General features: G+C 68.0%; 12 protein-coding genes. 5 read left to right on the top strand and 7 right to left on the bottom strand.

Annotated features, from left to right (window positions below; all coding sequences use genetic code 11):
* The first annotated feature begins 9 nt into the window (after positions 1 to 9).
* Positions 10 to 1008, top strand: a complete 999-nt coding sequence (locus J2W22_RS21865; protein WP_307120388.1) for a LacI family DNA-binding transcriptional regulator — start codon at positions 10 to 12, stop codon at positions 1006 to 1008.
* Positions 1009 to 1185: 177 nt separating this feature from the next.
* Positions 1186 to 2583 (top strand): epoxide hydrolase family protein, encoded by a 1398-nt coding sequence (locus J2W22_RS21860; protein WP_307120387.1) that lies wholly within the window; start codon positions 1186 to 1188, stop codon positions 2581 to 2583.
* Between the two features lie 76 nt (positions 2584 to 2659).
* Here J2W22_RS21860 and J2W22_RS21855 read toward each other — a convergent pair whose 3' ends face one another.
* From J2W22_RS21855 to J2W22_RS21840, 4 genes are read right to left on the bottom strand one after another with little or no spacing between them, the layout of a single operon-like run.
* The gene (locus J2W22_RS21855) at positions 2660 to 3112 is read right to left on the bottom strand and encodes a DUF3237 domain-containing protein (RefSeq protein ID WP_307120386.1); all 453 of its coding nucleotides are present in this window, start codon (positions 3110 to 3112) and stop codon (positions 2660 to 2662) included.
* Complete coding sequence (locus tag J2W22_RS21850; protein WP_307120385.1) at positions 3109 to 3990, bottom strand: alpha/beta fold hydrolase; 882 nt, start codon at positions 3988 to 3990, stop codon at positions 3109 to 3111. Before J2W22_RS21850 ends, J2W22_RS21855 begins: the two co-directional genes overlap by 4 nt.
* A 9-nt stretch (positions 3991 to 3999) precedes the next feature.
* Positions 4000 to 4233, bottom strand: a complete 234-nt coding sequence (locus tag J2W22_RS21845) for a tautomerase family protein (protein WP_307120384.1) — start codon at positions 4231 to 4233, stop codon at positions 4000 to 4002.
* A 14-nt stretch (positions 4234 to 4247) separates the two neighbouring features.
* Positions 4248 to 4958, bottom strand: a complete 711-nt coding sequence (locus J2W22_RS21840; RefSeq protein WP_307120383.1) for an SDR family NAD(P)-dependent oxidoreductase — start codon at positions 4956 to 4958, stop codon at positions 4248 to 4250.
* 167 nt (positions 4959 to 5125) lie between these two features.
* On the opposite strand from J2W22_RS21840, the gene J2W22_RS21835 reads away from it, so the two are divergent.
* The 3 genes from J2W22_RS21835 to J2W22_RS21825 all read left to right on the top strand — a co-directional run bounded on the left by J2W22_RS21835 (position 5126) and on the right by J2W22_RS21825 (position 9585).
* Entirely contained in the window at positions 5126 to 5845 is a 720-nt protein-coding gene (locus J2W22_RS21835; protein ID WP_307120382.1) for a hypothetical protein, read from the top strand.
* 20 nt (positions 5846 to 5865) lie between these two features.
* Positions 5866 to 6447 carry an NADPH-dependent FMN reductase gene (locus J2W22_RS21830; protein WP_307120381.1) on the top strand — a complete coding sequence of 194 codons (582 nt, stop codon included), beginning with the start codon at positions 5866 to 5868 and terminating at the stop codon, positions 6445 to 6447.
* 84 nt (positions 6448 to 6531) lie between these two features.
* On the top strand, positions 6532 to 9585 hold the full coding sequence (locus J2W22_RS21825) for a TonB-dependent receptor (RefSeq protein WP_307120380.1): 3054 nt from the start codon (positions 6532 to 6534) through the stop codon (positions 9583 to 9585).
* On the opposite strand, the gene J2W22_RS21820 is transcribed toward J2W22_RS21825, so the two are convergent.
* The 3 genes from J2W22_RS21820 to J2W22_RS21810 all read right to left on the bottom strand — a co-directional run bounded on the left by J2W22_RS21820 (position 9582) and on the right by J2W22_RS21810 (position 11921).
* Positions 9582 to 10319, bottom strand: coding sequence for a response regulator transcription factor (locus J2W22_RS21820; protein WP_307120379.1), 738 nt, complete (start codon positions 10317 to 10319; stop codon positions 9582 to 9584). The two genes, J2W22_RS21825 and J2W22_RS21820, sit on opposite strands and share 4 nt — an antisense overlap.
* A 68-nt stretch (positions 10320 to 10387) precedes the next feature.
* The gene (locus tag J2W22_RS21815) at positions 10388 to 11398 is read right to left on the bottom strand and encodes a FecR family protein (protein WP_307120378.1); all 1011 of its coding nucleotides are present in this window, start codon (positions 11396 to 11398) and stop codon (positions 10388 to 10390) included.
* Positions 11388 to 11921, bottom strand: a complete 534-nt coding sequence (locus tag J2W22_RS21810; protein ID WP_307120377.1) for an RNA polymerase sigma factor — start codon at positions 11919 to 11921, stop codon at positions 11388 to 11390. The genes J2W22_RS21815 and J2W22_RS21810 overlap by 11 nt, the downstream gene beginning before the upstream one ends.
* Between the last annotated feature and the right edge of the window lie 182 nt (positions 11922 to 12103).

The following is a 12103-nucleotide window of genomic DNA, read 5'->3' as shown; positions in this document are numbered from 1 at the left end:
GAAGGGCCGATGCCGACGATCATCCAGGTCGCCGCGATGGCGGGCGTCTCCACAGCCACGGTTTCACGCGTCCTGAGCCATCCGGATCGGGTCTCGGAGACGACGCGCCTGCGCGTGCTCGAGGTCGTCGATTCGTTGGGCTACAAGCCCAATGTCGCCGCCCGAACGCTCCGAACGCTCCGCGCCGCCAAGATTCTCGTCACCGTCCCGGACATCTCCAACCCCTTCTTCGCCAGCGTGATTCGCGGCGCCGAGGAAGCTGCGCGCGATGCCGGCTATGCGGTCGTCGTCGGCGACACACGGCACGATCCTTCGATCGAGGACCAGTATGCCGACATGCTCTCCAGCCGCGAGGTCGACGGGCTGGTCTTCCTCGGGCATCGCCTGCCGGACAATCTGCGTCCCATGATCTCGAAGCAGGGCGCCCGCGCCCCGGTGGTCAATGGCTGCGAGTACAGCCCCGATATCGGCGTGCCGAGCGTGCATATCGACAATGCCGCTGCCGGCTGCGACGCGCTCGAGCATCTCGTCAGGCTCGGGCACCGCGACATCGGCGTCGTCACCGGCCCGCATGTCAGCCCGATCAGCCGCGACCGCCTCGCCGGCGCGATCCAGGCGGCCGAACGCCATGGCCTTCGCGACCGGCTGCAGGTCCGTGTCGGCGACTATTCCGCCCAGTCCGCCGCCGGCCATGTCTCGGATCTGATCGCACAGGGCGTGACCGGGCTGTTCTGCTTCAGCGACGAAATGGCGATGGGCGCGATCAGCGCAATCCGCCAGGCAGGCCTCAGCTGCCCGGACGATATTTCGGTCATCGGCTTCGATGACCTGCCGCTCGCCCGCTTCTTCCAGCCCGGCCTCACCACCATCGCCCAGCCCAAGGGGCGCATCGGGCACCAGGCAGTCGAGCTCCTCGTGAACATTTTGCGCGGCGGCGAAAGTCTGGTGAGCCAGATCACCCTGCCCCACGAACTCGTCATCCGGTCCAGCACGCGGGCAATCGGCTAGGCGCGCGGGCGGCGCGATACCAAGGTATATGGGAGACCATGGTGCAATAGCCGCGCCAGCGCCGACGGACCCATAGTCCGGGCCGCGGGCACTCTCCTTGTTCCTGTCCGCACCCTGACATTTCGGGAGGCTGTGCGGGGACTCCTGGCAGGCTCCAGCAACCAGTGGAGCATGATCATGCCTGAATCCCGTTCCTCGCTCGGCCGCCGCCAGTTTCTGCTCACTTCCGCCGCGGTGGGCGCCGCCGGTGCAGTGATGCCGCTCGCCGCACATGCTGCCCAGGCCCCCGCCCCGGTCGCGACTGCGACGCTTTCCACCGCCAGGGCCGCATCCAGCGTCTCTACCGCGCCGCTGGCCGGCGCCGCGCTGATCGGCACAGTCGCACCGGCCGGCTCGGACGACGACACCAGCATCCGTCCCTTCCATTACCGGGCGAAGGATGAGGAACTCGCCGATCTCAGGCGCCGCGTCCTGGCGACCAGATGGCCGAGCAAGGAAGTCGTGACCGACACTACCCAGGGCGTGCAGCTCGCTACGATCGAGAAGCTCGCGCGTTACTGGGCGACCAGCCATGACTGGCGCAAGCTCGAGGCGCGGCTCGACAAGCTGCCCCAGTTCGTCACCCGCATCGACGGCGTCGACATCCACTTCATCCATGTGAAGTCGAAGCACGCGGGCGCGCTGCCGGTGATCGTCACCCATGGCTGGCCGGGCTCGATCATCGAGCAGATGAAGATCATCGGCCCGCTCACCGACCCCACCGCATTCGGCGGCACGGCGGCGGACGCGTTCGACGTGGTGATCCCCTCGCTCCCCGGCCATGGCTTCTCGGGCAAGCCGACCGTGCTCGGCTGGGATCCGATCCGCATCGCCAAGGCTTGGGCCGTGCTGATGCAGCGTCTCGGCTACACCCGCTACGTCGCGCAGGGCGGTGACTGGGGCAATGCGGTGACCGAGCAGCTGGCACTGCTCACACCGCCGGGCCTGCTCGGCATCCACACCAACATGCCCGCGACCATTCCCGACGAGATCGCCGCCGCGCTCGCTTCGGGCAAAAAGCCCGCCAACCTGTCGGCCGACGAAACCTATGCCTGGGACCAGCTCGACTTCTTCTACAAGCACGGCCTCGCCTATGCCCAGGAAATGGGCAACCGCCCGCAGACGCTCTACGCTATCGAAGACTCGCCCGTCGGCCTCGCCGCCTGGATGCTCGACCATGATGCGCGCAGCTACGACCTGATCGCCCGCGTGTTCGACGGCGCGACCGAGGGCCTCACCCGCGACGACATCCTCGACAACATCACGCTCTACTGGCTGACCAACACCGCGGTCTCCTCGGCGCGGCTCTATTGGGAGAGCAAGCTCGCCTTCTTCGCGCCCAAGCATGTGCCGCTGCCGACCGCGGTGAGCGCCTTCCCGGACGAGATCTACACGGCTCCCAAAAGCTGGACCGAGCGCGCCTATCCCAAGCTGATCCACTACAAGCGCATGCCCAAGGGCGGGCATTTCGCCGCCTGGGAACAGCCCAAGGCCTTTACCGAGGAACTACGCGAAAGCTTCCGGCCTCTCCGCTGAGCCCAGCACCGGAAGCTGCGGGAGCGCCGATCCTCAGAGGCGCTCCCGCCCTCCCCGATAGGGATGAGGCGAATACCTAAATGATCTCGAACACCTCATAGACCGGTCCTGCCGCGCGGCGGTGGCCGGTTCCGATCGCAACGATGCGGTTCAGCCATTCGTAGCGCGGCGCCGAGGTCGCGAAGCTGGCGGTGATACGGAAATAATAGGAGGCTGGATCGACGTCTTCGCCCCGCGCGATCGCGGCGAGCACTTCGGCCGGGCCGTGGCGGATGCCGGCATAGGTCATCGCGATCAGCGCATCGTCGTCGGTCCGCAGCACCACCCGCGCATCGAGCAGCACCGCGCCGTCGCCGCGCAGGGTCTGCCAGTCGGTCCCGCCCGGCAGCACCACCCCGGATAGCCGCGCGCCGGCGAAGCGCCCCGAGGGCAGGTCGCCGATCCGCCGCTCGGCACCCGGCGGGCCGCCGGCGAGGTGGAGCCCATCCACCGCCACCTCGAGCGTGAACAGGGGTCGTGTGCGGATCATCTCAGCCTCCGTGCAAGGAATTCGCGGATCAGCACCGCGCAGTCTTCGAGCTTCTCGTCGAGCGCGAAATGGCCCGCATCGAGGATGTGCACCTCCGCATCGGGCACGTCGCGCAGATAGGCATAGGCGCCGGCGGTGGCGAAGGACGGGTCGTAGCGCCCCCACAGCACGAGCAAAGGCGGCCGGTGCGCACGCAGCCAGGCCTGCCATGTCGGGTAGGACGCGACATTGGAACGGTAATCGTAGAACAGGTCGGCCTGGATCCGCCGCTGCCCCGGCCGGGCGAGGAAGGCCGCCTCGTCGGTCCAGCTGTCGGGATCGTAGCGCTCGGCCGACGGGCTGGTGCCGAGATGCCGCTGCCGCGCGCCCTCGAGCGAGGTGAAGGCGCCGATCACCGCTTCCTCATGCGCCGGCCGGTCGCGCCAATAGGCTCGGCGGGATTCCCAGAGCGGCCCCAGCCCTTCCTTATGCGCCACCGCATTCTGGACGAGGATCGCGTGCACCCGCTCCGGCCGCCGCACCGCCAGCCGCATGCCGATCGGCCCGCCATAATCCTGCTGGAGCAGCGCGTAGTGCTCGATCCCCAGCACATCGACCAGCCCCTCGACCATCTCGGCAAGCCGGTCGAAGGTATAGGCGAATGCGTCGGGCGAAGGCGCATCGCTGTGCCCAAAGCCCGGATAGTCGGGCGCGACCAGCCGGTAGCGGTCGGCAAGCAGCGGGATCAGCCGCTCCCACATCCGCGAGGAGGACGGATAGCCGTGCAGCATCAGGATCACCGGCGGATCCGGCGGCCCCGCTTCACGGTAGAAGAGCCGCAGCCCCGCCACCGTGGCGAAGCGATAGGCGGTGCCGACCGAGCGGGAGGGTGAAGTCATGCCCGCGCCTTAGCCCTTCCCCGCCAGTTTCGCGCGATATTCGAGCACGGGCAGCCCGCCCCAGCCCCAATTCTCGACATCGACTTCCTCGATCACCACCCAGGTCCATTCGAGCGGCTTGCCCAGCACGTCGAGCAGCACCTGGCTCATCCCCTTGTGGATCGCCGCCTTCTCCTCGGGCGTGAGGCGGTCGGTATCCGGGGTGGAGCCTTCGCGGGTGAGTTGCACGGTCACGATCGGCATGGCGTACCTCCCCCTCAGGCCCCGGCCGCCTGGCCGCCATCGACATGGAGCGTCTCGCCGGTGACGAAGCCGGCATCCTCCAGATAGAGCACCGCGCCGATGATGTCGGCGATGTCGCCCATCCGCCCGACCGGGTGGAGCGCGGCAAGCGCGTCATGCGTCTCGGGCGCGTGCATCGGGGTGCGGATCACGCCCGGCGAGACTGCGTTCACCCGGATGCCGCGTTTGGCATATTCGATCGCCAGGCTGCGCGTCGCCGCGTCGATCCCGCCCTTGCTCAGCGAGGCGAGCACCGATGGCACCCTGGAGCTCGGCGCGCGGACCAGGCTGGTGGTGATGCTGACGACATGCCCGCCGCCCCGCTTCGCCATCGCCGCGACCGCCGCTTGGGTGGTGAAGTGGAAGCCGGTCAGGTTGGTCGCGACCACCCGGGCATAGTCCTCGGCGGTATAGTCGGTGAAGGGCTTCGCGACGAAGATGCCGGCATTGTTGACCAGTGTGTCCACCCGCCCGAAGCGCGCCAGCGCCTCGGCGACCACGCGCGGACCCGTCTCCGGATCGCCGATGTCGCCCGCCACGCTCAGCAGCGCGGGATCGCCGGACGGCCGGATCGTGCGCGAGGTGGCGAGGACGCGGTAGCCACGTGCCATAAAGGCGGTGACCAGCCCCGCCCCGATGCCCTGCGACGCACCGGTGACGATGGCGACTTTCTGCTCATGCTCCATGGGGAAGACCTCGTCTGCTGGAAGGTCCTCGGGATATCGGCGGGGCCGCTTCGCCCGCCATTGTCCGATGGTGTCGCCAATACCATGGTCCAATGGAATCCGGCGGGGTCGAGCTGCCAGATCGGGGGGTGCCGGAACCCCTTCCGCCGCCCCCAGGAACCCGATCGATGCATAGTCTCCTCACCGAAGCCCTTGCCGCGCATGGCGGCCTCGAGCGCTGGCGCCGCTACCAGACGCTCTCCGCCACGATCGTTACAGGCGGCGCCTTCTGGGGGATGAAGGGACTGGTCCAGGACAGCGATCCGCGCCGGATCACCGTGACGCTCGATCATGAATGGGCGACGCTCGCCCCGTTCGGCGATCCCGACTGGCGGAGTGTGTTCCATCCCGATCGGATCGCGATCTGCGACAGCAGCGACCGGGTGGTCGCCGAGCGTGCCGATCCCCGCTCCGCCTTTGCCGGCCATGCGATCGCCACGCCCTGGGACCCGCTCCACCGGGCCTATTTCAACGGCTATGCGCTGTGGACCTATCTCACCACGCCCTTCCTGCTCGCCGAGCCCGATGTCGGGATCGAGGACATCGCCCCGATCGAGGCGGGCGGCGAGACCTGGCGCGGGCTGCGCGCCACCTTTCCCGCGCGGATCGCCACGCACAGCACGCAGCAGGACTTCTATTTCGGCCCCGACGGCCTGCTCGCCCGCCACGACTATCATGTCGATGTCGCCGGCGGTTTCGCGGGTGCGCACCTCGTCTCGGACTTCGTCGAGGTTTCCGGCTTTCGCTTTCCCACCCGACGCCGTGCGTATCGCCGCGGCGAGGACGGTGCGCCGATCCTCGATCCGGTCATGGTCTCGATCGACCTGTCCGACTTCGCCCTCGCCTGACCCACCAAGGAGCCAGCCCGATGACCCAGCCCCGCATCGCCATCATCCTGAGCACCACGCGCGCCACGCGCTTCGCCGATATCCCGGCGCGCTGGCTCCTCGATCATGCCGGGGCGCGCGGCGACATGGACGTCGAGCTGCTCGACCTGCGCGACTATCCGATGCCCTTCTTCGACGAAGCCGCCTCCAATGCCTGGGTGCCCTCGCAGGACGAAATCGCCCAGGCTTGGCAGCGCAAGGTCGCCGGGTATGACGGCTATATCTTCGTCACCGCCGAATATAACCGGAGCATCCCCGCCGTGCTCAAGAACGCGCTCGATTATGCCTATCCCGAATGGAACCGGAAGCCGGCTGCCTTTCTCGGCTATGGCAGCGTCGGCGGCGCGCGGGCGGTGGAGCAGTTGCGGCTGATCTGCGTCGAGCTCCAGATGGCGCCCACCCGCAATGGCGTGCACCTCCAGGGCGCCGACTTCCTCGCGGCCTGGCAGCAAGGCAAGCCGCTCGAAGAGTTCCCTTATCTCGCGCCCAATGCCGCGACGATGCTCGACGAGCTGCACTGGTGGGCCACCGCCCTCTCCCGCGCCCGGGCGGAAACAGCCTGACCCATGTTGGTTTGCTCCGATATGGACTAAAACCACCTCTCTACACTATGTGCCGGATGAGACCGCTGCTCTTGGGGATCGGGCATGCTGGCATCCGTCGCGCTATCCGTGTTTGCGTTAACACCGCCTGGTCTCGAAGCGCCCGCGCCAGCGCCCGGGGAGGGCTATGCCTTTCCGGTCGACATCCTCAGCGGCCCGCTCGACGGCGCGCTGAAGGACCTCGCCCGCCAGACCGGGATCGAGCTGCTGTTCGACCGCGCCACGCTGCGCGGCTTGCGCGCGCCGCGGCTCAAGGGCCGGATGACGATCGACGCCGCGCTGCGTTCGCTGCTCGGCCAGACCGACCTCGTCCATCGCCGCGCCGCCACCGGTGCCTGGGTCGTCGAACGCCCCACCCTGCCCGAAGCCGCGCCGCCCGAGGAACTTGCCGAACCCGAGATCCTGGTGGTCGGCCGCAAGACCCAGAATCTCGACATCCGCCGCCGCGAGAACGACGTCCAGCCCTATCAGGTTTCGACACGCCCCCAGATCGTCAACGCGCACCGCAACGATCTCGAGCAATATTTTCGCAACCGGGTCAGCGCCAACACGCAGATGTTCCCGAACAGCTTTGGCCAGACGGGCGCGACCAATTCGCAGATCGACCTGCGCGGCCTGGGCACGGACCAGACGCTGATCCTGGTCGATGGCCGCCGCCTGCCCGGCATTCCGGAAAGCTCGCTGGGCTTCACCCAGCCCGACCTTAACGCCATTCCGTTCCACGCGATCGAGCGGGTCGAGACGCTCACCGGCACGGCCGGCGGCATCTATGGCTTCGGCGCGCTGGGTGGCGTGGTGAACATCGTGCTGCGACGCGACCTGCACGGCCTCGAGCTCCACGGTACCGCCGGGATCAGCACCCGGGGCGATGCCCGCCGGTTCAACCTCGAGGGTGGCTTCGGCTTCTCGCCGGACCAGGGCGACACCAATGTCAGCATCTATGTCGCGCATCGCCGGGAACAGGCGCTGCTCGACGGCCAGCGCAACTATGCGCTGGAAGCCCGGAAGTTCGTCAACGCGATACTGCCCGACGAATTCTCCGGAAGCGGAACCCGCCTCTACAGCAACGCGATCAACATATCCCGGCTGTTCAGCGACGAGCCCCTGACCTTCAAGCCCGAATATGGCGGCGCTACCATTGCCAGCACCACCTATCTGCCGCGCGGCTTCTCGGGAAGCACCGCGGACATGGTCGCCGCGCTCATGCAGGCTTCGGGCAAGACCGATCTCACCCTGTCGGACGAGCGCAATGCCAGCGACCTCGGATCGACGCCGGCCACCACCTCGGCGCTCTTCAACCTTCGCCACCGCTTCGTCGGCGGAATCGAGGCGTATCTCGACGTGCTCCTGCTCCGCAACCAGGGACGGTTCGACGGCGAGACCTCCGATGGCCAGGTGATGTTCTCACCGGACGCCCCGAACAACCCGTTCGAAAATTATATCGCGGTGACCTTCCCAGGCCCGGCCTCGCCGCAGCAATACCGGGTCAACATGGCGAGTGATCGCTACACGGCGGGCCTGATCGTGCCCCTGTCCTTCCGCTGGAGCGCCACTGCGGAGGCGACCTTCGGATCGGTCCGCTACAAGGCGAAAGGCGGGACGAAAGGCTATTTCCCTCTGCTGGGGATCGAGGACGATATCGGCTTCAATCCCTTTGGCGACTGGGACACGCTGCAGCGCGACCTTGCCACGCTCACGCGCAGCTCTGCGGCGACGCAGCGGTCGCACAATCGCTATCGCGAGCAGTCGCTGCGGCTGGCCGGCCCGGTCTGGCGGATGACCGCCGGACCGACGACGCTGACCCTTCTCGCCCAGAACCGGATCGAGAAGGTCCCCGGGTTCAGCATCGAGTATCTCGCCGACCTGTACGGCCCGGAACCGCTCTACTCCGACTATGCCGCCCGGACGAGCAACACCCGATCGCTGCACGCGGAGCTCAATGCTCCCCTGATCGCGGCGGACGCGCCGGTGCCCTTGCTCAAGGGCCTCGAGCTGCAGCTCGCCGCGCGCTACGACGACCAGCGCTTCCGCTTCTCCACCGATCCGGACGAACTGGACTCGGAGCGGCGGCGCGTCCGATTCCAGGCGCTCGCCTTCACTGCCGGCGCGAAATTCCTTCCCTTTCCCTGGCTGATGCTGCGCGGCAGCTATGCGACCGGGCAACAGCCGCCGCCGCTCAATTATCTCATCGAGTTTTCCTACACTTCGGGGCGCTATAGCCTCGCCGATCCGAAACGGAGCAATAGCTGGGACCTCAGTGATACCGGCGACTATCTGTCCAAATTGTCGGGAAACCCCGACCTCAAGGCGATCCGCGCCAATACCCTGGCGCTCGGCATGGTCCTAAATCCGGCAGCGGAGCGCGGTCCGCGCCTGTCCTTCGACTATTCGCACATCCGCAGGACCGGTGATCTGGTCGAGCTATACTCGTCCACCATCCTCGCTCATGAGGATGCCTGGCCCGAGCGCGTCACCCGGCTGCCGCTCACCGATGCGGACCGGGCGCTCGGCTATACCGGCGGCCTCATCACCATGATCGATTCCCGGGTGATGAACGCGGGCACCCTCGACGTTGAATCGGTCGATGCCAAGCTGGACTGGACCCTGCCCTTTGCCGAGGGAACGCTGCGCAGCTATGCGAGCGGCACCTGGCAGATTCGTACCACGCGGACCGAGCCGTTCGACGTAGCCGAGCATCTTGCCGGCTATCGCAACGGCCCGTTGCGCTGGCGCGCGAATGGCGGTGCCGAGTGGACGGTCGGACGCTCTCTTGTCGGCGCGAACGTCCAGTATCTCAGCCGCTACCGGGTCGCCATGTCGGACAAGTATCTGTGCTGCTCCACCGGCACCATACGACTGCAGGGATCGAATTTTGTGTCGGCGCAACTCTATGTCGATCTCTACGCCAGCCGGCGCTTCAGCCTGCCCTGGATCGGCAAGGACAATGCGTTCAGCCTGGATCTGGGGATCGTCAACGTCTTCGACAAAAGGCCGCCCTATGACGCCGTGAACGCGTTTGTGGGCAATACCCCGATGTACAGCCCCTATGGCGATCCCCGCCGGCGCCGTTTCGAACTGGGCTTCAACGCGAACTTCTAGAGCGCCTCGCTATCGCCGGAGAGATAGGCTAGCGCATCTGCCATCCGCACCAGGTCGGCGAGCGTGCGCACGCCCATCTTGCGCATCACCGCGCCGCGATGCGCCTTCACCGTGATCTCGCTGATCCCCAGCTCGCCAGCGACCTGCTTGTTGAGCAGGCCCTGGGTGACGAGCGCCATCACCTGGCGCTCGCGCTCGGTGAGCCGGGCATGGGCCGTGCGTAGCGCGGTGCAGTCCACCGCCAGCCGGCGGCGCGCCCGGTCCATCGCGATGGCGGTGGCGATCACGTCGAGCAGGTCCTGATCGCGCGGCGGCCCATCGAAAAACTCGATCGCGCCGGCCTTCATCGCCAGCACTGCGGTGCGCACATCGGCCCGCTCGGCGGCGACGATCACCGGCGGCAGCGCCTCGGGCAGCACGCGCCGGGCCAGCAGCTCGAACTCGGTCGAGGGCAAATGGCGGACATGGATGAGCAGGCAGGCCGGCGCGTCGGGCAGCGCTGCCTCGGCAAAGGCGTGGACGCTGGCATGGATGCTCGCCTCGATCCCCGTGGAGCGGCACAGCTCGGCCAGCCGCGCCGCGGCGGCCCTGTCGTGGTGCACGATATGCGCGATCGCATGCGGGTCCTTCGCGGCGGGGTTCGGCCGCACCCGCGCCAGCGGAATCCCGGCGCTGCCCAGGAAGAGCGGCCGCTCGAAGCGGCAGCTGTCGTACGAAGCGAGCGTGGCGGTCATTGGGGTGCCCTTCCGAAATTCCCGCCAAAGACGCAGCGGAATCGGAAACCCACACCTCGATCCGAGAATTATTTTCGCGCGAGCTCGATTTCGCCCACGCGGCGGATCACGCGTAGCCCGTGCAGCTCGGCGACGGTGCGGGCGAAGCGCTCCGGCTCGCCGGCACGGAACTGGCCCGAGACCCGCAGCGCCGCGACGGCGGGATCGCGGATGACGACACGGACGGCCGCATGGCGGTTGATCTCCGCCACCGCCTGGCCGAGCGGCACGTCGTTGAGATCGACCAGCCCCTGGCTCCAGGCCGGCGTCTCCACCGGGGCCGGCACCATCGTCACCGAGACCGCGCCGTCATGCTCGGTGAAGCGCTGGCCGGGCTTCAGCGTCACCGCATCGCCCTTGCCCATCGGCTCGACCGCGACCTTGCCGCGGATCAGCATCACCTTGAGCATGTCGTCGTCGAGGTCGACGACGAAGCGCGTGCCGAGCGCCACCACGCGGCGGCTGGCGGCCATCACGCCGAAGGGCCGCGACGGATCGTGCGCGACCTCGAACAGCGCCCGCCCGCGCACCAGCCGGATCGCGCGGCCATCGCCCGAAAAGCGCGCTTCGGCGACGCTGCCCGCATCGAGGGTCATCACGCTGCCATCGGCCAGGGTGACGTCGCGCACCTGACGGTCCGGCGCCGCATAGCGCGTCCAGGCAAGCTCCCGCACCGCCGGCCCGCTTCCGCCCGGCAGGAAGGACGGCATCCACCACAGCCCCGCCGTGACCAACAGGAACACCGCGGCCGCCACCGCAGCGAACTGCGGCCAGCCGCGACCGCCTTGCCGCCGCTGCGCCAGCGCATGCGCGCGCATCGCCGCCAGAAGCTCGTCGTCGGCGCTCGCGTCAAACGCATCCCAGCCGCGCTCGGCCAGTCCGAAGGCCCGGGCATGCGCCGGGTCCGCCGCCAGCCAGTCGGCCAGCAACCCCTCCTCCTGCGCCGTCAGTCCCTCGGCCCGGCGCACCGCGAGCAGCGCGGCGGCTTCGTCCAGCGGCATCGCCTGCAGCCGCTCCAGGGTCAGCGCCTCATGCACCATCGCGCTTCTCCATCTCCGCGCTCAGGTGCCGCATCGCGCGGACCATGTGCTTCTCCACCGCGCTGATCGAGATGCCGAGATGCCGGGCGATCTCGGCATGACGCTGGCCCTCGAGCCTGCGCAGCACGAACACGGTGCGGGTCCGCTCGGGCAGCGAGAGCAGCGCGGCGGTGACGGCGTTCAGGTCCTCCCTGCCGCTCAGCACCCGTTCGGGATCGAGTTCGTCGTCGCCCATGCGATCGCTGTCGAGCACGACGTGCAGGTCGCTCCGCCGCACCGCGCGGCGGCGCGCGCGATCGGCCAGCACGCTCGCCGCGGTGCGCAGGACATAGCCGCCGAGATGGCCGACCGACTCCTCGCTGTCGCGCGCCACGATCCGGGTGAAGACGTCCTGCACCAGGTCCTCTACCTCGTCATCGTCGCGGACACGGCGCCGGAAATAGCCGGTCAGCCAGCGGCGCACCGGCCCGGCTTCCCGGGCCAGCGTCTCGCGGCTGGTCTGATCCTGCGGCTTTCTCCCCATTCCGGAGCATTGTCTCACAATCACCTTAGGGTCGCCAATAGCCGCAGCTAATATCGCGCGGCGGCGAAGATCAACGGGCCAGCCCGAAACCCGATACCAAGGTCCAATCGGCACCATCGTCCAATAGCTCCGACCCAGCTCCCGGCCGACCTTGCCCGGGCCATCCCCAACCGGAGCATCTT

Origin of the sequence: Sphingomonas kyeonggiensis, assembly GCF_030812785.1 — a bacterium.
Classification (GTDB): domain Bacteria; phylum Pseudomonadota; class Alphaproteobacteria; order Sphingomonadales; family Sphingomonadaceae; genus Sphingomonas; species Sphingomonas kyeonggiensis_B.
Note: the sequence above shows the minus strand (reverse complement) of the source record. Positions and strands in the feature narration are given on the sequence as shown.